This is a genomic window from Streptomyces sp. NPDC060000, from assembly GCF_042737375.1.
Lineage (GTDB): Bacteria > Actinomycetota > Actinomycetes > Streptomycetales > Streptomycetaceae > Streptomyces.
The window spans coordinates 70,593-91,513 of record NZ_JBHWUU010000029.1 but is presented as its reverse complement, the minus strand read 5'-3'; the positions used below and the strand labels follow the sequence as shown (position 1 = coordinate 91,513).

At 70.8% G+C, this 20,921-nt stretch carries 19 protein-coding genes and 1 pseudogene; 8 read left to right on the top strand and 12 right to left on the bottom strand.

Features of this window, described 5'->3' with window-relative positions; genetic code table 11:
• Positions 1-144: 144 nt before the first annotated feature.
• From ACFWBB_RS17680 to ACFWBB_RS17650, 7 genes and pseudogenes are all read right to left on the bottom strand, one after another.
• On the bottom strand, positions 145-990 hold the full coding sequence (locus tag ACFWBB_RS17680) for an alpha/beta fold hydrolase (RefSeq protein ID WP_385272526.1): 846 nt from the start codon (positions 988-990) through the stop codon (positions 145-147).
• Positions 991-1,269: 279 nt separating this feature from the next.
• Positions 1,270-2,190, bottom strand: coding sequence for a hypothetical protein (locus tag ACFWBB_RS17675; RefSeq protein ID WP_385272523.1), 921 nt, complete (start codon positions 2,188-2,190; stop codon positions 1,270-1,272).
• A gap of 330 nt (positions 2,191-2,520) precedes the next feature.
• On the bottom strand, positions 2,521-2,706 hold the full coding sequence (locus ACFWBB_RS17670) for a DUF397 domain-containing protein (protein WP_385272520.1): 186 nt from the start codon (positions 2,704-2,706) through the stop codon (positions 2,521-2,523).
• The gene (locus tag ACFWBB_RS17665; RefSeq protein WP_385272517.1) at positions 2,703-3,578 is read right to left on the bottom strand and encodes a helix-turn-helix domain-containing protein; all 876 of its coding nucleotides are present in this window, start codon (positions 3,576-3,578) and stop codon (positions 2,703-2,705) included. The genes ACFWBB_RS17670 and ACFWBB_RS17665 overlap by 4 nt, the downstream gene beginning before the upstream one ends.
• Before the next feature lie 166 nt (positions 3,579-3,744).
• A pseudogene (locus ACFWBB_RS17660) lies at positions 3,745-4,647 on the bottom strand (family 1 glycosylhydrolase); the annotation flags it as partial.
• 110 nt (positions 4,648-4,757) lie between these two features.
• Positions 4,758-6,914, bottom strand: coding sequence for an elongation factor G (locus ACFWBB_RS17655; RefSeq protein WP_385272514.1), 2,157 nt, complete (start codon positions 6,912-6,914; stop codon positions 4,758-4,760).
• A 392-nt stretch (positions 6,915-7,306) separates the two neighbouring features.
• Positions 7,307-8,011, bottom strand: a complete 705-nt coding sequence (locus ACFWBB_RS17650) for a DNA polymerase beta superfamily protein (RefSeq protein ID WP_385272511.1) — start codon at positions 8,009-8,011, stop codon at positions 7,307-7,309.
• A 459-nt stretch (positions 8,012-8,470) separates the two neighbouring features.
• Between ACFWBB_RS17650 and ACFWBB_RS17645 the strand changes: the two genes are divergently transcribed.
• From ACFWBB_RS17645 to ACFWBB_RS17610, 8 genes are all read left to right on the top strand, one after another.
• Positions 8,471-9,262 (top strand): hypothetical protein, encoded by a 792-nt coding sequence (locus ACFWBB_RS17645; RefSeq protein ID WP_385272538.1) that lies wholly within the window; start codon positions 8,471-8,473, stop codon positions 9,260-9,262.
• A 78-nt stretch (positions 9,263-9,340) separates the two neighbouring features.
• Positions 9,341-10,570, top strand: a complete 1,230-nt coding sequence (locus ACFWBB_RS17640) for an NAD(P)/FAD-dependent oxidoreductase (RefSeq protein ID WP_385272508.1) — start codon at positions 9,341-9,343, stop codon at positions 10,568-10,570.
• A complete protein-coding gene (locus tag ACFWBB_RS17635; RefSeq protein ID WP_385272505.1) occupies positions 10,567-10,866 on the top strand; it encodes a (2Fe-2S)-binding protein in 300 nt (99 codons plus the stop codon). The genes ACFWBB_RS17640 and ACFWBB_RS17635 overlap by 4 nt, the downstream gene beginning before the upstream one ends.
• Positions 10,859-12,265: an FAD-dependent oxidoreductase gene (locus ACFWBB_RS17630; protein WP_385272502.1), complete on the top strand. Its 1,407-nt coding sequence runs from the start codon at positions 10,859-10,861 to the stop codon at positions 12,263-12,265. The genes ACFWBB_RS17635 and ACFWBB_RS17630 overlap by 8 nt, the downstream gene beginning before the upstream one ends.
• Before the next feature lie 60 nt (positions 12,266-12,325).
• Positions 12,326-13,258, top strand: coding sequence for a dihydrodipicolinate synthase family protein (locus tag ACFWBB_RS17625; protein WP_385272499.1), 933 nt, complete (start codon positions 12,326-12,328; stop codon positions 13,256-13,258).
• A 43-nt stretch (positions 13,259-13,301) separates the two neighbouring features.
• Positions 13,302-14,303, top strand: a complete 1,002-nt coding sequence (locus tag ACFWBB_RS17620) for a proline racemase family protein (RefSeq protein WP_385272496.1) — start codon at positions 13,302-13,304, stop codon at positions 14,301-14,303.
• Between the two features lie 99 nt (positions 14,304-14,402).
• Complete coding sequence (locus ACFWBB_RS17615) at positions 14,403-15,107, top strand: GntR family transcriptional regulator (protein WP_385272493.1); 705 nt, start codon at positions 14,403-14,405, stop codon at positions 15,105-15,107.
• Between the two features lie 244 nt (positions 15,108-15,351).
• Positions 15,352-16,638, top strand: a complete 1,287-nt coding sequence (locus tag ACFWBB_RS17610) for a flavin-containing monooxygenase (protein ID WP_385272535.1) — start codon at positions 15,352-15,354, stop codon at positions 16,636-16,638.
• Positions 16,639-16,806: 168 nt separating this feature from the next.
• Here the strand turns inward: ACFWBB_RS17610 and ACFWBB_RS17605 are convergent, their stop codons facing one another.
• Genes ACFWBB_RS17605 through ACFWBB_RS17585 form a run of 5 tightly spaced genes read right to left on the bottom strand, consistent with a single transcriptional unit; the run spans position 16,807 to position 20,665 of the window.
• Positions 16,807-18,150, bottom strand: a complete 1,344-nt coding sequence (locus ACFWBB_RS17605; protein ID WP_385272490.1) for a cytochrome P450 — start codon at positions 18,148-18,150, stop codon at positions 16,807-16,809.
• Positions 18,151-18,158: 8 nt separating this feature from the next.
• Complete coding sequence (locus ACFWBB_RS17600) at positions 18,159-18,752, bottom strand: ATP/GTP-binding protein (RefSeq protein ID WP_385272487.1); 594 nt, start codon at positions 18,750-18,752, stop codon at positions 18,159-18,161.
• On the bottom strand, positions 18,727-19,104 hold the full coding sequence (locus tag ACFWBB_RS17595) for a DUF742 domain-containing protein (protein WP_020125672.1): 378 nt from the start codon (positions 19,102-19,104) through the stop codon (positions 18,727-18,729). The genes ACFWBB_RS17600 and ACFWBB_RS17595 overlap by 26 nt, the downstream gene beginning before the upstream one ends.
• A complete protein-coding gene (locus ACFWBB_RS17590; RefSeq protein ID WP_385272484.1) occupies positions 19,101-19,502 on the bottom strand; it encodes a roadblock/LC7 domain-containing protein in 402 nt (133 codons plus the stop codon). The genes ACFWBB_RS17595 and ACFWBB_RS17590 overlap by 4 nt, the downstream gene beginning before the upstream one ends.
• Complete coding sequence (locus ACFWBB_RS17585; protein WP_385272481.1) at positions 19,499-20,665, bottom strand: ATP-binding protein; 1,167 nt, start codon at positions 20,663-20,665, stop codon at positions 19,499-19,501. Before ACFWBB_RS17585 ends, ACFWBB_RS17590 begins: the two co-directional genes overlap by 4 nt.
• Positions 20,666-20,921: the final 256 nt, after the last annotated feature.

Below are 20,921 nucleotides of genomic sequence, written 5' to 3'. Positions count from 1 at the left end.
TTTGATAAACACAACCCTACTCCCCCCGGGCCCCCCCCCCTCACCCCACCCCCCCCCCCCGGCGCAGCGGTCTCGCGGGGCGGACGGCACCGGGCCCGCCGTGCCGACCGCCCCCACCACCGGCCGGGAGGCGAGGGCAGGGCCTCAGGCAGGCCCGCCGAGGAAGGCCTGCGCTCTCGCCACGAACCCCGCGGCGTCCCGCCATGGATAGTGACCCGCGTCCGGCTGCACGGTGAGTTCGCCCTTCGGAAACAGCTCGGCGAACTCCCGCATCACCCGCGGCGGAGCCGCCACGTCCCACTGGCCGGCGAGGAGGAGGACCGGGGACAGGAAGTCGGCGAGAGACCGGCGGGTGACCGTGGGCGTGAAAGCACCCTCGGCTGCATACCCGGCCGCGGCCTCGGGGTTCTTGGCCCGCTCACCGGCCTCGTCGAGGGCCCGGGCCGCCTCGTCCCAGCGGGAGTGCCAGAAGGGGGCGACCGCCTGCCAGGAGTCGGCCGTGGCTCGGCCCACGGTGACCGCCTCCAGGGCCTCGTACGCAGGCGTGAACCAAGGCTCGTCGCGCCGTAGGCGGGCGGTCGCCAGACGGTCCTCGGCGGTGATCTCGAGACCGACGGCGAACACGCTCGGGGTGATCAGCAGGAGACGGGCGACGCGGTCGGGGTGCCGGGCGGCGTAGAGAACCGCCAGGTTGGCTCCGCCGGAGTGCGCGAGCAGGTCGACGCGGTCGAGCCCGAGGTGCTCGCGCAGCGCCTCGATGTCATCGACCTGACGATCGCAGCGGTACGACGTCACGTCCTCCGGGGTCGCCGACTCCCCCGTACCTCTCGGATCCAGTCCGATCAGCCGGCGGTGGGAGGTGAGCCCGCCGAGATCTCCCAGGTAGGCGGCGGACTGCATGGGGCCGCCGGGCAGGCAGACCAGAGACGGGCCGTCTCCCGACTCGTGATAGGCGAGACGGGTTCCGTCGGGTGCGGTGAAGGTGGGCATGAGCGCGAGCGTTTCAGGGCGGTGGGGACACGACAACCGGAATACCCACCGGTGCCCGCCCGCGCTCTGGCCCTGGGCATGGGCATGGGCATGGGCATGGGCATGGGCATGGGCATGGGCATGGGCATGGACGCATGTCCTTCACTGTTCGATGCGACCTTTCCCGTATCCGGAGAGTCCGCCTCCCTATGCACACGCACGTCCTGAACACGCAGGCCCAGGCGGACCGACTCGCCCCTCGACCGGGCCTTCCCGGCCCTGCCGGGCCTTGCCTGCCGGTCACACCGACCCCGCCCTCCGAGTGAGTCCCCGTTGATCGACAGCACGACCTCCAGCCGGGACGGACTCACTTCCGTCCCACCCACCGCCCTCCCGGACGTACGCGCGGACCGCCGCCGCCTGATCGAGTCGATACGTGCCCTCCGCCGTCTGCTCGACAAGCACCGCCCGTTCGAGCTCGCCGACCGCCGCCGCCTGAACCGCGAGGCGAGGGACCGGAGCCGCGCGGAAGCCACCCGTGGCAAGGCACTGCAACGCATCCACGAGAAGCAGGCGCGCCAGGAGCGTTCCCTCACCCGCCGGCTGAACGGCCTCGACGGCAAACGGGACCACCAGGAAAGACAAGCTCTCGCCGTCCTGCGCCGTGAGTCCATCGAGCGCACGCTCAACAGCAGCCGCCTCAGTGCAAGCGAGGTGAACGGCATCGGCAGCGGCCTGGTCCGGGCCCTCGCAGCCCAGGGCATCACCACAGCCGCCGACTTCACCCGCGTCAGCTGGGGCAAGGCACCCAACGGCAAGGGCGGCGAGGTCCTCTACATCCACCGCGCCCAGGGCCGCAAGGTGCACATCAACGGCATCGGCGAGCACCGGGGCCGACCGCTGATGGAGTGGCGCCGGGCCACTCTCGCCCGCGCCGAGTCCCGTGCCCCGCACGTACTTCCGCCGGACGAACGTCACCGCATCGCCGAGATCATCGAGGCCGAGCGCACCCGCCTCCAGGGGGAGCTGGCCGAGGCTCCCGGCACAGCGGAAGCCGCACACGCGGAAGCTGCCCAGCTCCACGCGGAGACACTTGAACGCCTCGCCACCGCCGAACGCGAGGCCACACGTCTCGCCGCCGAACGCCGCGCCGAGTTCGACGCGATGGCGGACCAGATGCTCGCCCTCCAGGCCGAACTGTCCGCCCACCTGGATCGGCACGGCGACGCGGGCGAACTGGGCGACAACACCGCTCCCCTGGGGCTGATGATCCCCTCCAGGCTCTTCGCCTTCGCTGCCACGGCGGAACTGCTGCGCCTGTGGATCCCTCGCAGGAAATGGCGGACACCGAGCCCGATGCCCTCCGGGACGATCCCGCAAGCCTTCGGAGTGTTCTTCGCCCTGACGGCCGCCGGCATGTTCGCGGACGAAAGCAGAGACGTGTTCGTGGCCGCTTGCGTCACGTCCGGTCTCGCCGTGGTACTGCTACTGACCGGGACCGGCCTTCGCCGGTCCGACGGGACCGACAGGCACGCAGGGGCCGAAGACCACTCAGACCTCCGCCACGAACCCCACGAACCGCTCCCATCCCTCATGCGCGACCGCGAAGTGAGGGCGCGTCACATCTTTGGAGTCCCGCACGCACACGGCCTGTCCGGTGAGGGCCACCTCGACACAACTGTCACCCTGGCTGCCGCTGTAACTGGACTTGTACCAGGCCAGTTCCGTCGTGCTCATAGCTCTCCTCGGAGTCGCTCCAGCAGACCCCGCGAGTCCTTGGCGTTCAGGGCCTGCGAGCGCAGTGTGTCATAGCGCTGCTGGAGGAGATTCACCTCTTTCGGGTCGGAGATCAGACGGCCGTTCTGCTGCCCCTCGGAGTACGCAAGGCGTTGTCCCCTTGGCGTCTCCAAAAGCTGCACAGGCCCATCCAGACAAGCATGCAATCCAGCTTCCAACGGCACGATCTGCAAGGTCACGTTGCGCGGCGCACTCAGCTCCAGCGCGTGGTCGAACATGGCCCGCATGTGCTCCGCGTCCCCGAATCGGCGCCGGAACACATGTTCCTCGACGATGAAGCTGAACGGCGTCGTCGGTCGCTCGAACAACAGTCGTTGTCGCTCCATCCGCATGGCCATGAAGCTTTCCAACTGATCGTCCGGTGTTACGGGGACGGTTCCCTCGAACACCGCCCGCGCATACCCCTCCGACTGCAACAACCCCGGCACCAGCCTGCACTCGTACGTGCACAGGCTCACCGCGACCCGCTCCAGCCGGGCCCACTGCCGGAACCAAGCCGCCAGCCCGACATCGCCCCGCCCCCGTGTCACGTACTTGGAACCCTTGCGTAGCGCACCGGTGTTACCGAGCAGCTCGTCCGCGCGCTCGACGAACGCCACATCCGGCATCCGACGGCCCAACTCCACCGACTCGACGGTGTGTCTGGAGAACCGGACCAGGTCCGCGAACTGCGCCCTGCTGTACCCCGCGTGCTCGCGCAGCGCTTGCGTGACCGCCCCGAAGGTCCGCAGGCTGTCCGAGGGGTCGGGCTCACGCTCCGCCTCGCCCCCCGTTGCGTCGTCGTTGTTCTCCATGCCGCCGCCGTCGGTCATCCGCGGCCACCTCCGGTTCCGTACACGTGCTGTCGGTCGCCCCCACGCCCGTAGGCACCCAGAGTGACGGACGGCGGTGCGTACCGTCCACAGAATGTGCCCGTACGCTGACCGAGCGTACGGACCGGCCGGGCTCACGCACCCGCCCCCGCCACGCCCCGCCCCCTCACGCGGCCTTCGCCACCCCCTCCCGGTGGCTCCGGATGATCTCCGCGTAATGGCGTCCCGTGCCCTTGATCGTGCGGGTCTGGGTGCGGTAGTCGACGTGGACGAGGCCGAAGCGCTTGTCGTAGCCGTACGCCCACTCGAAGTTGTCCAGCAGGGACCAGGCGAAGTAGCCGGCCAGGGGGGCGCCCTTGCGGGCCGCTGAGGCGCAGGCGGCGAGGTGGCCGGTCAGGTAGGCCTGGCGCTCGGGGTCGTCGACCTTGCCGTCGGAGCGGACGACGTCCGGGGAGGCGGAACCGTTCTCCGTGACGTACAGGCGGCGGGCCCCGTACTCGTCGGTCAGGCGCAGCAGGAGCGTCTCGATGCCGCTCGGGGCGACCTCCCAGTCCATGCCGGTGCGCGGGACGCCGGCCCGGCGGACGGAACGGGCGTGCGGGGCGGGCCCGTCGGGATCGTCGCTCACGGTGGCCGGGAAGTAGTAGTTCAGGCCCAGCCAGTCCAGCGGTGCGGCGATTACCGTCAAGTCGCCTTCGCGCTCGGGGAGTTCGACGCCGTACACCTCCCGCATGTCGGCCGGGAAGCCCCGGCCGTGCACCGGGTCGAGCCACCAGCGGTTGGTGTGACCGTCCATGCGGCGGACGGCGGCGATGTCCTCGGGGCGGTCGGTGGCGGGGTGGACGGTGGAGAGGTTGTTGACGATGCCGATCTCGGCGTGCGGGACCGCCGCCCGGATGGCCTGGACGGCGAGCCCGTGGCCGAGGAGCAGGTGGTAGGAGGCGCGGACGGCGGCCGTCAGGTCCGTGAGGCCGGGGGCCATCGTGCCTTCGAGGTGGCCGATCCAGGCCGAGCACAGGGGTTCGTTCAGGGTGGCCCAGTGGGTGACACGGTCGCCGAGCCGCTCGGCAGGCGGCCCCTCTCGGTTCGTGCCACGAACGTCACTGTCCGTGGCACGAACCTTCCGCAGGGCCGAGGGCCTGCGGCCTCGCGGAGGCGGGGACGCGGGCCCACCGGGGCCTACTGCCGCGTCGCCGTCACCGGCGCCGGGGCGTAGCCCGTCGGCCGGGCCGAGAACGTGCCCCGGCCCTGGGTCCGGCTCCGCAGCCGGGTCGCGTAGCCGAACAGTTCGGCCAGCGGCACGGTGGCGGTGACCACCGCCGAACCGCCGCGCACGGCCGAGTCGGTGACCCGCCCACGCCGGGCGGCCAGGTCCCCGAGAACCCCGCCGACCGCGTCCTCGGGGACGGTGACGGTCACCTCGACGACCGGTTCCAGCACGACCATCGCGCAGCCGCCCAGGGCCTCCCGCAGCCCGAGCCGGCCGGCCGTGCGGAAGGCCATCTCCGAGGAGTCCTTCACATGGGTCGCCCCGTCCGTCAGGGTGACCCGCAGCCCGGTGACCGGGTGCCCGCCCACGGGACCCTCGGCGAGGGCGTCCCGGCAGCCGGCCTCGACCGCGCGGACGTACTCCTGCGGCACCCGTCCACCGACGACGGCCGACCGGAACACGAAGCCGGTCTCCGCACCGACTCCCGCCTCGTCCGCGCCGAGCGGCTCGACGTCGAGCACGACCTGGGCGAACTGCCCCGCCCCGCCGTCCTGTTTGACATGCCGGAAGACCAGACCGGACACCCCTCGGGCGACCGTCTCGCGGTAAGTCACCCTCGGGCGGCCCACGTTGACCTCCAGACCAAGGCTGCGGCGGATCTTCTCCACCGCGACCTCCAGGTGCAGTTCACCCAAGCCCGACAGCACCGTCTGACCGGTCTCGGGGTCGGTCCGGACGACCAGCGACGGGTCCTCCTCGGCCAGCCGGGCAAGCGCCGTGGCCAGCCGGTCGGCGTCGGTGCTCGTGCGCGACTCCACCGCCACGGAGACGACCGGGTCGGCGACCCCGGGCGGTTCGAGGACGACCGGTGCCTCCGGCGCGCTCAGAGTCGAACCCGCACGGGCCGACCTCAGCCCCACCACGGCCACGATGTCCCCGGCGACCGCCCGCTCCAGCCGGGCATGCCGGTCGGCCTGCACCCGCAGGATCCGGCCGACCCGCTCGGTACGCCGCGCGCCCGAGTCCCACACCGCGTCTCCCTTCTCGATCGTGCCGGAATACACCCGCAGGTAGGTGAGCCGGCCGGTCGCGGTGGCAGCGACCTTGAACGCGAGGGCCGCGAACGGCGCGGACGGGTCGGCGGGCCGTTCTTCGCCGACGGCGTCACGCACACCGCCCTGGCCATCAGGCATACCGTCCTGGGCATCACGCACACCGCCCTCGGCACCTCGCTTCCCGTGGACGCCACCAGGCACACCGCGTACGGGTGGCACGTCCAGCGGCGACGGCAGATAGGCGACGACGGCGTCGAGCAGCGGTTCGATCCCACGGTTGCGGTAGGCCGAGCCGCACAGCACCACCACTCCGTCGCCCGTACGGGTCAGGTCGCGCAAAGCACCGGAGAGGGTCTCGGCGGAGACCGTCTCCCGGTCGCAGAACTCCTCCAGCGCGGCCGGATGCCGCTCCGCCACGGTCTCCTCCAGCAGCCGACGCCGACGCAGCGCCTCCTCCCGGAGATCTTCCGGCACGGCGCTCTCGACGGCCGCTTCACCGCCGTCGCTCCAGGTCAGCGCCCGCATCCGCAGCAGGTCGACCACGCCGGTGAAGCCGTCTTCCGCACCGATCGGCAGGTGTACGACCAGCGGAACCGGATGAAGGCGTTCCCGGATCGACGCCACCGCGGTGTCGAGATCGGCGCCCACCCGGTCCAGTTTGTTGACGAACGCGATCCTCGGCACGCCGTGCCGGTCGGCCTGCCGCCACACGGACTCGCTCTGCGGCTCCACGCCCGCGACGGCGTCGAACACCGCCACCGCCCCGTCGAGCACCCGCAGGGATCGTTCCACCTCGTCGGCGAAATCGACGTGCCCGGGGGTGTCGATCAGGTTGATCCGGTGACCGTCCCAGTCGCAGCTGACGGCCGCGGCGAAGATGGTGATTCCACGGTCGCGCTCCTGGGGGTCGAAGTCGGTGATGGTCGTGCCGTCGTGGACCTCGCCGCGCTTGTGCGTGGTCCCGGTGGCGTACAGGATCCGCTCGGTGACGGTGGTCTTGCCGGCGTCGACGTGGGCGAGGATGCCCAGGTTGCGGACGACGGAGAGCTGACGGTCGAGGTTGTTGCGCACGGCCCTTGGCCTTTCGGGGTGTTCCGAGAACGGGCAGCGCGATTTTCCGGACGAAGGCGGAACACGTGCGTGACGCACCATCAGGTGCGGTGCGCAAGCACCGGGTCGAAAGCGTGTTGCTGTGTTCGGACCTTCGTCAGGAGGCCCGGTGCCGGCCGCGCAGCGAGCACCGGACGGACGGAGACACGAGGATCACCTCGTAGCGGGAGCGGGGAGCGACGACAGCGGCGTGGACACGCATGGCCGGGCTCCCCTCGTTCGTCTCGGTACGGCGCCGCCCATGTCGTGGGCCGCACTCGGTGTTGGCGAGTGTAGGGGCGAACCCGCATGCTCCGCACGTGGTTTGTCGCGCCCGCCGCCGGCCGCCCCGACGCACGGATCGTGCCCGTCGTTCACACGGACACGGCCTGCGTCGCCGGGTAGAACTGCCTGCGCACCCGGCGCAGCCACGCGTCGGCGGCCGTCTCGTCGGGCTCTTCGGGCAGCACGCTGCGCGTCTCGGCGAACGCCTCCTCGAAACCGCGCAGCAGCGGCAGCGCGGCCTCGGGATCGGCGGCCACCTGTTCACCGAACCTGTGGTAGCTCTCCGGATCCTCGACGCGGATCGTCAACCGACCGGTGGAGTACAGCTCGTAGCCCTGGGTGCACAGCCGCTTGAGGTGGCGGGCGTGCTTGGCGGTCCGGTTGCGGGTGTCCGAGGAGAAGGTGCCGTCGTTGCGGTTCTGCAGCCTGCGGAACTGCTGGGTGGCGTAGCCGAGATAGGCGTCGCGCACCCGTCGGGCACTGAGCAACGTCTCGCGCAGCTCGATGAGTTCGTCGCCCAACGGGGTCCGCACCTCGTACAGCTCGGTCGGCAGCCAGACGAGTTCCATCACGGTCGGGTTGCCGCCGAGGGCGAGCCGGCACCACTTGGCGGCCTCGTGCAGCGTGCGGTCGGGTGCCGTGCTGACGTGCGACTCCTTCGGCCGGTGCAGTCCGTGCAGTTCCTCGGTGGGGGCGGCGAACATGCCGAGGCGGTCCACGTCGGAGCCTTCGCGCGCGAGCCCGTACGCGGTCGAGCCGACGATTCCGGACAGCAGGATGCTGGTGACGGTCACAGGTGCCCCCGGTCGTTCCCCTGATGCAGGTCTCCCGCCCCCGTGGCCGGGTGACAGGACCGCCATGATGCCCCGGTTACGGCCCGGACCACCTCGTATTTTCCCGGCCGGCCCCTCCGTTCCCCCCGCGTCCCGTCCCGCCCGCCGGTTCACCCGTACGGCTCCATGCGCTGGTCGAGCGGCCCGGCCGGTGATGCCGTGGAGGGGCAGTGGTAGCCCCACCAGAGCTCACAGGGTGCCCGGGAAGCACCCAGGCCGACGAGAGGAACCCTCGGGAACCCGCCGGGGGCGCGTCCACGCGGGACCGGCCCCGCCCCGCCCCGCCCCGTCCCGTCCCCGAACCGTCCTCAGGAGGTATCCGTGACCAGCCCTCGTCAGTCGTCCCGCCCGTCCACCCCGCCCCGCCCCTCCGGCCCGTCAGGTCCGGCCGGGCCGACGCGCCCCGGCCGTCCGGCCCGGGTGCTGGCCGCCGTCCTGGCCGCCGGAACGCTGCTCGCCGCGGCGGCCTGTTCGGACGGGGACGACGGCGCGTCGACGAGCTCGAGCGCCACGACCTCGTCGGCCGGACAACGGTCCGCCACCGCCTCCCCCACCATCACGCCGCTCACCTCGGCCGGCGCACAGACGGCGCTGATCACCGAGGGCGACCTGGAGGACAACTGGACGCAGGTGAAGAGCGCGGCCAGCTGGCGGAACCGGCTGCTCATCGGCACCGTCGACGCCGCCCAGTTCCTCACCGGCAAGACCCAGGCGGCCGACTGCCAACGCCTGCTCGACGGGCTCTACGACGAAGACCTCCTGGGGACTCCGCCCGGCCCGTCGGCGCTCACCGGCTTCACCGAGGGCGCGTCGCGGCTGCTCTACCAGGTCGCCGCCTATACGCCGGCCGGCCTGGACCAGTCGTTCGACTGGCTGAAAGCGCTGCCGACCACGTGCGACCAGTTCAACGCGGTCGCCTCCGACGGCTCCACCCGTACCGTGCAGGTCGTCGTGGCCTCCCTGCCCAAGGCGGGCGACACCCGGCAGGGCCTCACCGTGACGGTGGCGGGCCCCTCCGGTGGCACCCCGGTCACGCTCACCATGGATGTCGCCGTGGTACGGGTCGGGGACGACGCGATCACGGTGACCAACGGCGGAACGGACGGCGCGGACCACGACAGCACCGAGGACGCGGTCAGCCACGGCGTCACACGGCTCAAGGACGTGCGGGAAGGCCGTTCGCCGGCGCCGGAGCCCAGCGAGTTCGACTGAGCGCGCCTGGCTCGGCCGAGCGCGCCTCCCCGCTCCGGTCTTCTTCCTCCTACCAGAACCATGTGACATATTACTGCTGTGACCAAGCGACCGAGCGGTGACGTCGTGGTCGTCGGCGCCGGCATGGTGGGCGCCGCCTGCGCGTTGTACGCGGCCCGTGCCGGACTGGACGTGATCCTGGTCGACCGGGGCCCGGTGGCCGGCGGCACGACCGGCGGGGGCGAGGGCAACCTCCTCGTCTCCGACAAGGTGCCCGGACCCGAGCTGCAACTGGCTCTGCTTTCCGTGCGGTTGTGGGCCGAACTGGCCCAGGAGCTGGGCGCGGCCGTCGAGTACGAGCCCAAGGGCGGCCTGGTCGTCGCCGCAACGCCGGAGGCGCTCAGCTCCCTGACGGACCTGGCGGCGGGGCAGCGTACGGCCGGGGTGACGGCGGTCCGGGTCGACGCCGAGCAACTCCATGAACTGGAGCCGTACTTGGCGCCGGGGCAGGCGGGCGGCGTGCTGTACCCGCAGGACGCCCAGGTCATGCCCACCCTGGCCGCGGCTCACCTGGTACGGGCCTCGGGTGCGCGTCTGGAGACCGGCCGCACGGTGACGCGGGTACTGCGTGACACCGCCGGCGCCGTGCGGGGCGTCCGCACCGACCGGGGCGACATCCTGGCGCCGGTCGTGGTCAACGCGGCCGGGACCTGGGGGGCCGAGGTCGCCGCGCTGGCGGGGGTCGGGCTGCCCGTGCTCCCCCGCCGCGGCTTCGTCCTGGTCACCGAGCCGCTGCCGCGCCGGGTGCGGCACAAGGTGTACGCCGCCGGCTATGTGGCCGACGTGGCGAGCGACTCGGCCGCCCTGCAGACCTCACCGGTCGTCGAGGGGACCGCCGCCGGACCGGTGCTGATCGGCGCGAGCCGTGAACGGGTCGGCTTCGACCGGTCCTTCTCGCTGCCTGTCCTCCGTGCTCTGGCAGCGGGCGCGACGCGCCTGTTCCCGTTCCTGGAACACGTACGGGCGATGCGCACGTACCTCGGCTTCCGCCCCTGTCTGCCCGACCATCTGCCCGCCGTCGGGCCCGACCCACGGGTACCCGGGCTGTTCCACGCCTGCGGGCACGAGGGCGCGGGCATCGGGCTCGCGACCGGCACCGGGCGCCTGATAGCGCAGGCGCTCACCGGTGAGCGCCCGGAGCTGGACCTGACACCGTTCCGCCCCGAGCGCTTCGACCGCCCCGACTGCTTCGACCGCCCCGGCCGAACCGACTGCCGAACCGACCGTCCCGGCCGCCTTGACCGCTTCCCCGAGGAGGGCGCTCCGTGAACCCCCTGAAGTTGGTGCGGGCCCGCCCCGGCGCCCCGTTCACCGTCACGTTCGACGGCCGGGAGATCGAGGCACTGCCCGGGCAGACGATCGCCGCCGCACTGTGGGCGTCCGGCGTCACCGCCTGGCGCACCACGCGGGACTCGGGGCGGGCGCGCGGGGTCTTCTGCGGGATCGGCGTGTGCTTCGACTGCCTGGTGACCGTCGACGGCCGCCCCGGCCAACGGGCCTGTCTGGTACCGGCCGTGCCGGGCGCGGACGTCCGTACGCAGATCGGTACGGGCCACGATGAGTGATCACCGCCCGGTACTGGCGGTGATCGGAGCGGGCCCGGCCGGTCTCGCCGCCGCCCTGGCAGCCTCGGCCCGGGGCGTACGGGTGGTACTGATCGACTCGGCCGCGGCGGCGGGCGGACAGTTCTACCGGCAGCCCGCACCGGGACTCGGCGCCGGGCGTCCACAGGCCCTCCACCACCAGTGGCGCACCTGGCGGCGACTGGGTGCCGGGCTCGACGACCGCCTCGCCGCCGAGAGTGTCACGCAACTGAGTGACCATCATGTGTGGTGCGTGGAAAGGGGATCGCAGGATTTCACCGTGCATGCGCTGATCGGCCCGCAACAGGAGGAGTCCGTCGCGGTCCACGCCGACGGAGTACTGCTGGCGACGGGCGGCTACGAGAAGGTCCTGCCGTTCCCGGGCTGGACGCTGCCCGGTGTGGTCACCGCGGGCGGCGCCCAGGCGTTGCTGAAGGGCGGGCTCGTCCTGCCCGGCCGTACGGCGGTCGTGGCCGGCACGGGCCCCCTGCTGCTTCCCGTCGCCACCGGTCTCGCGGCCGCGGGCGTCGAGGTCCTCGCCCTGGTGGAGTCGGCCGGCCCGGCTGACTTCGTACGCCGCGCCGGAACCTGGGCCACGGCCCCCGCGAAACTCACCGAGGGATTCGCGTACGCGTCCCAACTCTTGTACCACAAAGTGTCCGTGATGGTCCGTCATGTAGTTGTGGAGGCTCACGGTACCGAGCGGCTGGAGTCCGTCACCGTCGCCGCGCTGGACTCCGAGGGCCGACCGGTGCCGGGCGCGGAACGGCGTCTCACCTGCGACGCCCTCGCCGTCGGCCACGGCATGCTGCCGCACACCGACCTCGCGGACGGACTCGGCTGCCGTCTGGACGGGCCGCGCGTCCATGTGGACGACGAGCAGCGCACCGAGGTCCCCGGTGTCTGGGCCGCCGGCGAGACCACCGGGATCGGCGGCGCGACGCTGTCGCTCGCCGAGGGACACATCGCCGGACGGTCGGCGGCGGCAAGGCTGACGGGCGTCGTCCCCGACCCGCACGACTGGGCTTCGGCCGCCCGGGCCCGTACGCGGCTGCGGTCGTTCTTCGCGGCCCTGGACGCCGCGTATGCCGCACGGCCCGTCCGATGGACGGAGCAGGTGACCGACGAGACCGTCGTGTGCCGCTGCGAAGAGGTCACCGCGGGCGCCGTACGCGAGGCTGTGGACACGCTCGGCGCGGGTGACCTGCGCACCGTGAAACTGCTGACCCGGGCCGGTATGGGCTGGTGCCAGGGCCGCATGTGCGAGCCCGGGGTGGCCGGCGTCGCGGGCTGTGAACCGGTCCCCGCACGACGGCTGCTGGCCCGCCCGGTACCCCTCGGCGTACTGGCCGCGCCCATCGATCCCCCGGCAGTTCAGTGACAGTGCTATGTCACACCTCATACGTCACCTCCCATGTCGCCTCTCGAAGGGACTCGCCCCATGACCGCGTCCGCCGTCCCCGCCGCGGCACCCGCCCCCGCCAGCCCTCGGCACCGCCCCTGGCGTGGCGTGCTGGTCGCCACCGCGCTCCCGCTGCGGGACGACCTCTCCGTCGACCACGACCGGTACGCCGAGCACTGCGCCTGGCTGGTGGCGAACGGTTGTGACGGTGTCGTACCCAACGGTTCCCTGGGCGAGTACCAGGTGCTCACGGCCGAGGAACGCACCAGGGTGGTGGAGACCGCGGTGGCAGCGATCGGCGGCGCGCGGGTGATGCCGGGCGTCGCCGCCTACGGCTCCGCGGAGGCCCGCCGCTGGACCGAGCAGGCGGCCGAAGCGGGCTGTGCGGCGGTGATGCTGCTCCCGCCGAACGCCTACCGCGCGGACGAGCGCGCCGTCGTGGCCCACTACGCGGAGGTCGCCGGAGCGGGTCTGCCTGTCGTGGCGTACAACAACCCGATCGACACCAAGGTCGACCTCGTGCCCGAACTGCTGGCCCGGCTGCACGGCGAGGGACACATCCAGGGCGTCAAGGAGTTCTCGGGCGATGTCCGCCGCGCGTACCGGATCGCGGAACTCGTGCCGGATCTGGACCTGTTGATCGGCGCCGACGACGTGCTGCTGGAACTGGCGGTGGCCGGAGCCAAGGGCTGGGTGGCCGGCTACCCCAACGCACTGCCGAAGTCCTCGGTGGAGCTGTACCGGGCGGCCGTGGCCGGCGACCTCACCACCGCCCTCCCCCTCTACCGTCAGCTTCACCCGCTGCTGCGCTGGGACTCACGCGTCGAGTTCGTGCAGGCGATCAAACTGTCGATGGACATCGTGGGGCGCCACGGCGGTGGTTGCCGCCCGCCACGGGTCGCGCTGCTTCCGGACCAGGAGGCAACCGTCCGCGCGGCCACCGAGAAGGCCGTCGCAGCCGGGCTGGCGTAGTGGCCGCCGCCCTGTGCAACCTCCGCAAAGAAAAGGGGACTTCGTGCGCAGCAAGTTCGTCCTGCACGCCGTCGACTCGCACACCGAGGGCATGCCCACCCGCGTGATCACCGGCGGGATCGGCACCATCCCCGGCGCGACGATGAACGAACGGCGGCTGTACTTCCGTGAACACCGCGACGACGTGAAGCAGTTGCTGATGAACGAGCCCCGCGGCCACTCCGCCATGAGCGGCGCGATCCTCCAGCCGCCCACCCGATCGGACTGTGACTGGGGCGTCGTCTACATCGAGGTCTCGGGCTATCTGCCGATGTGCGGGCACGGCACGATCGGGGTGGCGACCGTGCTCGTCGAGACGGGCATGGTCGAGGTCGTCGAACCGGTCACCACCATCCGTCTGGACACTCCGGCCGGGCCGGTCGTCGCCGAGGTGGCGGTCGAGGACGGCGCGGCCACGTCCGTGACCTTGCGGAACGTTCCCTCCTTCGCGGTCGGGCTGGACCGCACGGCGACGCTGGCCGACGGGCGGACGGTGACGTACGACCTGGCGTACGGCGGCAACTTCTACGCGATCCTGCCGCTGGCGGAGTTCGGGCTGCCCTTCGACCGCGCGCGCAAGGACGACATCCTGCGAGCGGGGCTGTCACTGATGGAGGCGATCAACTCCGAGGGAGAACCGGTCCACCCCGACGACCCGTCCATCCATGGCTGTCATCACGTCCACCTGTACGCGCCCGGCTCGACCGCCCGCCACTCCCGGCACGCGATGGCCATCCACCCGGGCTGGTTCGACCGCTCGCCCTGCGGTACGGGGACGAGCGCGCGCATGGCTCAGCTGCACGCCAGGGGCGAGCTGCCGCTGCACACCGAGTTCGTCAACGAGTCCTTCATCGGCACCCGCTTCACGGGCCGGCTCCTCGGCACTACGCAAGTCGCCGGCCGCCCGGCGGTACTGCCCAGTTTCACGGGCCGGGCCTGGATCACGGGGACGGCGCAGTACCTGCTCGACCCGACGGACCCGTTCCCGGCGGGGTTCGTCCTGTGACACCGGAGGCTCCGGCAGCGTGGACAATGGTGGTACGTGACATGGCACAGACGCGATGACACGGTGACCAGGCACAGCCCGCATCCGAGGAGACCCACGATGGACGCCCTGCCCGAGAGCGGCAGCCGGCAGCAGCCCGCCCCTCTGTCGCTCCCCGTGCTCGGCGGCCGGCCCACCAGCTACCGCGAGCGGGTCGCCGACGCCCTGCGTGCGGCGCTGATCGCGGGTGAACTGCGCTCCGGCGAGGTGTACTCGGCCCCCACCCTGGCCGCCCGCTTCGGCGTCTCGGCGACCCCGGTGCGGGAGGCGATGCTCGACCTCGCCAAGGAGGGGCTGGTGGACGCGGTACCCAACAAGGGGTTCCGCGTCACCGAGGTCTCCGACAGGCAACTCGACGAGTACACGCAGGTCCGTGCGCTCATCGAGATCCCCACCGTGGTGGCGCTGGCGACGACCGCGGACCCGGTGTCACTGGAGGCGCTGCGCCCGGCCGCCCGGGAGATCGTCGCCGCCGCGGTCGCGGGCGACCTCATCGCCTATGTGGAGGCCGACACCCGTTTCCACCTCGGCCTGCTCGCGCTCGCCGGCAACGCGCACCTCGTCGAGGTGGTCCGCGGTCTGCGTGGCCGCGCCCGCCTCTACGGACTGACCGCCCTCTCCGCATCCGGCCGTCTGCTGGCCTCCGCCGAGGAGCACCTGGAGCTCCTGGACGCCCTGCTGGCTCGCGATGAGCAAGCCGTGCACGAGGTCATGACCCGGCATCTGGGCCATGTGCGGAAGTTGTGGGCGTCCGCCGGGGAATGACCGGCGGAAGGGCCCGGCCGCGAGTGGAGTGGCCGCCGGTGGACCTCGGGCGCACCGCCTGAGGTGGATCGCGCGCTCGGCCCCCGCAGCCTGGCTTGCAGCCTTCCCTTCCTCCCCATTACCCGATCTGCCCTCGGACCACGCTGTGATCCTTGTCGCGGACAGGCCAAGAGTGGAGGAAGTGCCGGATGGGCAGTCATTCGCCGGTTCACGAGAGGATGGTGTGTCACCTGTGGGGGAATCCGTGCGGCTGTGCGTGATCGGTGCGGGGCTGTCGGGGCTGGCTACGGCACACGCCCTGAAGACAGCCGGTGTCGACTTCGTCTGCCTGGAGCAGGCGAGCGACGTCGGCGGGCTCTGGCGTCGGCCGCAGGCGGGCGAGCGCGGGCCCGGCTATCTGTCCCTGCACCTCAACACCGCCAAGCACCTCACGGGTTACTCGGACTACCCGATGCCCGCCTCCTACCCGCTCTACCCCCGGCACAGTCAAATAGCTTCCTATTTGCGCTCGTTCGCCGAGTGGTCCGGCGTACTGGACCGCATCGAACTGGGGACGACCGTGGATTCCGTGCGGCAGGAGGCCGACGGTGGATGGACGGTCGTCAGCCGGGACGCCGACGGTACGAGTTCGTCCCGCCGCTTCACGCAGGTGATCGTTGCCTCCGGGCACAACTCGGAGCCGTCGATGCCCGCTCTGCCGAGGGGCGCCGAAACGTTCAAGGGAACGATTCGGCACTCCCTCGACTACCGCGACGGCAGCGAGTTCGCCGGACAGCGCGTCATCGTCGTGGGGCTCGGAAACTCGGCGGTGGACATCGCCGCGGACCTCTCCCGGCACGCGGAGCTGACCGTCCTCTCGGTGCGCCGGGGACTGCACATCATGCCCAAGCAGTTGTTCGGCATGGCTCTGGACGAGATCGCCGACGCGCCGTGGTGGGTCAGCATGTCCCTGGCGGAGCAGCGCCGTTTCATCGAACAGACCCTGCTGATCGCCCGCGGCAAGCTCAGTGACCACGGGCTGCCCGAGCCGGATCACCCGGTCTTCGCCTCGGCCGTCACCATCTCCGACGAGATCCTCAGCCGCATCCGCCATGGTGCGGTCGCACCGAAGCCCTCGATCGACGCCGTCGACGGCGGCCAGGTCTCCTTCACCGACGGCACGTCGGTGAAGGCCGACGCGATCGTGTACTGCACCGGCTACCGGACGACCTTCCCGTTCCTGGAGCCCGGCTGCCCGGTCGGCGCACAGGGCACGGTCGAGTTGTACAAGCGGGTCGTCGCCCCCGATCGTCCCGGTCTGTTCTTCGCCGGTCTGATCCGCCCCGTCGGTTCGATCACGCGGCTGGTGGAGGCTCAGGCACGGTGGATCGGGCGGCTCGTCACCGGCGCCGCGGTGCTGCCGGAGGCGGAGGTCATGCACAAGGAGATCGCCACGTACCTGAGCGGTGTCGCGGGTCAGTACGGGCAGCGGGAGAGTGCGACGACCCAGGTCAACGTGGCACCCTACCTGCAGGAGTTGCGCGAGGAGTGAGCGCGGAGCGGGATGGTGCCGGGGTTCATCGAACTTCGGCCCGAAGCAGGAAAATACCCGCCCCGAAGGGCGGGTATCGAGCAGCACCGGGATCTGGCCGCGCACTGCCGTTGCCGTGGCGATGGAAACGTCATGCAGTCGGCGGTGCCGCCGAGAACAGTGCTCGCATCATTTGGTCAGCCAGTTGAGGAACTTGCTCCACACGCCTGCCTGTTCGGACTGGCGAGGCGCTCCCGCGCTCACCCGGGTCGGCTCCTGGTGGGTGCTCTGCCGGCTCGGCCGACTCACCGGCTTGATGGGGGTGAACCGCGCGGGGAGCGTGACCAGGCCGCGACTGAAAGCTCCCTGACGCCACGTCAGGCTTAGCTCGGGAATGCTGAGTTCGACGTCGGGCAGCCGGTTGAGAAGGTTCTCGATGGCCGACACGACGATCTGCCGGGCGGGTTCCTTCGAGGGGCAGGCGTGCGGGCCGGCGCTCCAGGCGAGGTGCGCACGGTTGCTGCCGGCCTTGCGGGCCGCCGACAGCGTGGGACCGGTGTTGGCGGCGGCGATGCTGACCAGCATCAGGTCACCGGCGGTGAGCTTCTGGCCGGCGAACTCCATGTCGGACACCGGGTAGTGCGCGGCGAAGTTCGTCATGGGCGGGTTCTCCCACAACGTGTCGTCCATCGCCTCCTCGATCAGCCCGCCCTCGTGGGCGTACCGGTCGTCGGTGAGCAGCCGGTGCAGGGTGTTGCCGATGAGGTTGACCAGGGGCTCGGCCCCCGCGCCCAGCAGCAGGGAGACCTGGTGCAGCATCTCCTCGTCGGACAGGCCGGCGTGATGCTTCAGCAGCCAGGAGGTGACGTCCTCACCGGGCTGGCGCCGTTTGAGGGCGATCAGCTCGCCGACGGCCTGGAACAGCACCTCGCTGGCCTTTTCGGCGTTGACTCCGTCGAACATGCCGGAGATGCCGAAGAAGACACGGTCGCCGATGTCGGCGGTGCAGCCGAAGAGCTCGTTGAACACGAACAGCGGGAGCTGCTTGGCATAGGAGCCGACGAGATCGGCCGAACCGCGTTCAGCGAACTGGGAGATGAGGAAGTCGGAGATCCGCCCCACGCTCTGGCTCAGCCGCATCGGGTCGATGCGCGCCATGCTGTCCGTGATGGGCTGACGAAGCCTCAGGTGCTCGGCGCCGTCGGAGGACATGCAGTTGGGCCGGTACGCAAGCACGGGAAGGACGGGGCTGTCGGGAGCGATCCGGCCTTCGTTGAAGTCCCGCCAGCGGCGCGCATCCTTGCGGAAGGAGCCGGAGTCCTGCAGGAGTTGGAGGGCGGTGGCGTATTCGGTGACGAGGGTGGCCTCGACTCCCGGGGCGATCTCCACGGGCGCGGTGGGCCCGTAGTGGCGCAGGTAGGCGTAGTAGGCCTGCGGGTCGGCCGCGAACTCCGGCCCGTACAGGGGCACTCTGCCGCCGGGCTGGTGCGCCGGGCACCCGGGCGGGGGCACGGGTGCGGTGGGTTGGTCCATGTCTGCTCCTAGTGTGCGCGGTCCTGCAGGTGGCGGACGAGGGTGATCAGCGCGTCGGCCGAAGACCGCTCGTCTCGCGCGTCGCAGGTCACGACGGGGGTGTCGTCGAGCAGGTCGAGTGCGTCGCGCAGAGCCGTCTCGTCCCGCAGGGGGGCGCCGTCGAAGTGGTTGACGGCGATGGCGTAGTCGAGCCCGTACTGCTCGATCAGGTCGATCACGGCGAAGGAGTCCGCGAGCCGCTCGGGGTCGACGAGCACCAGCGCGCCGAGGGCACCGCGCGCCATGTCCTCCCACATCTGGACGAAGCGCTGCTGGCCCGGCGTTCCGAACAGGTACAGCACGACACGGTCGCTGATGGTGAGACGGCCGAAGTCCATGGCGACCGTGGTGGTGGTCTTGCCCTGGACCCCCTTGAGGTCATCGATGGACTCGGCGGCCCGCGTCATCGTCTCTTCGGTGGTCAGCGGCTCGATTTCGGAGATCGCCCCGATGAACGTGGTCTTGCCGACCGCGAAGTGACCCACGACGAGGATCTTGACCGCCGTCTGCCTGGCCCCGTCGCGAACGTAGGCCTGCTCATCCAAACTTGGCCCTGAGACCATTCAGCACCTCCTCCAGGATGTCCCTGTCGGCGAGCGGGGCCCGCTGCACCGGCGGACGGGTGATGAGATAGCCGCCTTCGGTGAGGGCGGCGAGGAGGATCTTCACCACGCCCAGGGGCAGTTGGGTGTGCCCCGCGATCTCGGCGACCGAGAGGTAGCCGGCCGAGCACAGGTCCAACAGGTTCTGTTCCTCGGGGGACAGACGGGTCGGCCGCTGCTCGTGATCGGCGGCCGCCGTGACCAGGGTGATGAGCGAGAGCTGCCCCTCGTCGGGCAGCCCGCGGCCCTTGGTGATGACGTACGGACGCACTAACTCCGGCGTCTGCGGCTCCAGTTCGTCGAACCCGTTCATGACCGCACGCCGAGGTTCTCGCGCGGCGGCGTCGTCAGGGCCTTGCCGAGCTGGCCGACGAGCTGCTGCATCCGGAAGCTGATGTCCGCCATGTCGACATCCGGCGAGGCGGAGACGCCGAGGTACGCACCCTCGCCCGCGGAGATCAGGAAGACCCAGCCGCCTTCGAACTCGACCAGCGTCTGCCGCCACCGCATCTGCGGGTCCTCGCAGAAGAACGCGAGCGAGCGGCTGAGCGACTGCACACCGCTCATCGCGGCGGCCACCCGGTCCGCGTCGTCCTTGTCGAAGTCCTGCGTCCGAGCCATCAGCAGGCCGTCGGCGGAGATGAGGACGGCATGCAGCGCCCCGGGTATCTCCAAGGCACTGTCAAGCATCCATGACAGATCGTCGTTCACGAGACCTCATGCCCTTCGCTGCCAGCACCACGTGTGCTGCTCGACTTTTCCACGGGACTCGCAGGCGTGGCCCGGCCCGACTGGGTGCCCCGCTGGAAGGCGCCCATGATCGCCGCAGTCTCGGCGCCCGAGCGGGCGGGAGTGGACGAGGACGCGCTGCCGGGCACGATGGCCATGGGCCGCTTGCGGCGCCGCTTCGGCAGGCCGTCGGCGGTGGTGCTGGTGGAATGCCCGTCTTCGGGACCGCTGCGGCCCGGGGCGGCGACGGTGGGGGCGACCGGAGCCGGTTCCTTCTGCTCGGGTGCGTTGGTGAGCAGGTCGTGCGGCAGGAGGAGAACCGCCCGGACGCCTCCGTAGGGGGAGGTGGAGTCCACCGACACCTCGAAGCCGAAGCGTTCGCTGAGCACACCGATCACCGCGAAGCCGAACTGCGGCGGGTTGCCGAGTGCGGAAACACCCGTGACCCGCTGGCTCGACAGGAGCCTGTCGGCACGGGCGCGCTCTTCGTCGTTCATACCGACACCGGCGTCGTCCACGACGATGCAAATGCCCTTGGGCACGGTGCGAATATTGATTTCGACGACGGTGTCCGGGCTTGAATAGCTCGTCGCGTTGTCGAGCAGTTCGGCGAGGGCAAGTGCGACCGGTTCGACCGCACGGCTCGTGATGCCGAAGTCGACCTGCGAGAGGATTTCCACCCGCCGGTAGTGGCGAACCCTGCCCTGCGCGCTGCGTACCACGTCGTACACGGACGCGACATCACGTGCGCGTCCCAGCCAGCCGTCACAGAGGACGGCGATGGACTGGGCGCGCCGGCCGAACTGCGAGTTCGTGTGGTCGATTTCCAGGAGGTCCTGGAGAATAACCGACTCGCCGTATTTGTTCTGCAGCCGGGAGACAATCAACTGCTGTTCCGCGGCTAGGCCCTGAAGGGTCCGCATCGCGGACTTGAGGACCGTTTTCGTAGCGTCTTCGGCTCGTTCTCGAGCTGCCTCGACAGATTGCGCGTACTCGTTTTCCAACGCGGAGTAGTGGGACCTCAGCCCCGTGATCTCCTGCCTCAGAGCACGCGCCGCCCTGCGCTGCCGAACAATGAGGGCGACTGCGACGAGTACGGCCACGAGGAGAGCCCAGAGTACCGGGTTCTGTATGTAATGCGTCATAAGACTCTCTTCAGGCGACTGACGGCCAGTTGCTGAATTCCCGTCAACGCGGGTGGACCGGCGGACCGCCCGCACCGGGTGACCGCCCAGACTGTCCCCGTAGTCGGAGATGTCGTCTTGCACCCATCCGCCCGCTCTACAAGCGAGCGTGATCGTATCACCACACGATGAAGTCACAGACCGTCAACATGCTTACCTGGTTGAACATTGACGGATCGTCAGTAGTACTGGCAGGCGACTGGAGAGTGTCCGGGAA

Bases quoted from the DNA above. Each gene is read 5' to 3' on its own strand.
- ACFWBB_RS17680 (WP_385272526.1), bottom strand. From the start codon at position 990: ATGCCCACCTTCACCGCACCCGACGGAACCCGTCTCGCCTATCACGAG.
- ACFWBB_RS17670 (WP_385272520.1), bottom strand. From the start codon at position 2,706: ATGAGCACGACGGAACTGGCCTGGTACAAGTCCAGTTACAGCGGCAGC.
- ACFWBB_RS17665 (WP_385272517.1), bottom strand. From the start codon at position 3,578: ATGACCGACGGCGGCGGCATGGAGAACAACGACGACGCAACGGGGGGC.
- ACFWBB_RS17630 (WP_385272502.1), top strand. From the start codon at position 10,859: ATGAGTGATCACCGCCCGGTACTGGCGGTGATCGGAGCGGGCCCGGCC.
- ACFWBB_RS17625 (WP_385272499.1), top strand. From the start codon at position 12,326: ATGACCGCGTCCGCCGTCCCCGCCGCGGCACCCGCCCCCGCCAGCCCT.
- ACFWBB_RS17615 (WP_385272493.1), top strand. From the start codon at position 14,403: ATGGACGCCCTGCCCGAGAGCGGCAGCCGGCAGCAGCCCGCCCCTCTG.
- ACFWBB_RS17605 (WP_385272490.1), bottom strand. From the start codon at position 18,150: ATGGACCAACCCACCGCACCCGTGCCCCCGCCCGGGTGCCCGGCGCAC.
- ACFWBB_RS17600 (WP_385272487.1), bottom strand. From the start codon at position 18,752: ATGGTCTCAGGGCCAAGTTTGGATGAGCAGGCCTACGTTCGCGACGGG.
- ACFWBB_RS17595 (WP_020125672.1), bottom strand. From the start codon at position 19,104: ATGAACGGGTTCGACGAACTGGAGCCGCAGACGCCGGAGTTAGTGCGT.
- ACFWBB_RS17585 (WP_385272481.1), bottom strand. From the start codon at position 20,665: ATGACGCATTACATACAGAACCCGGTACTCTGGGCTCTCCTCGTGGCC.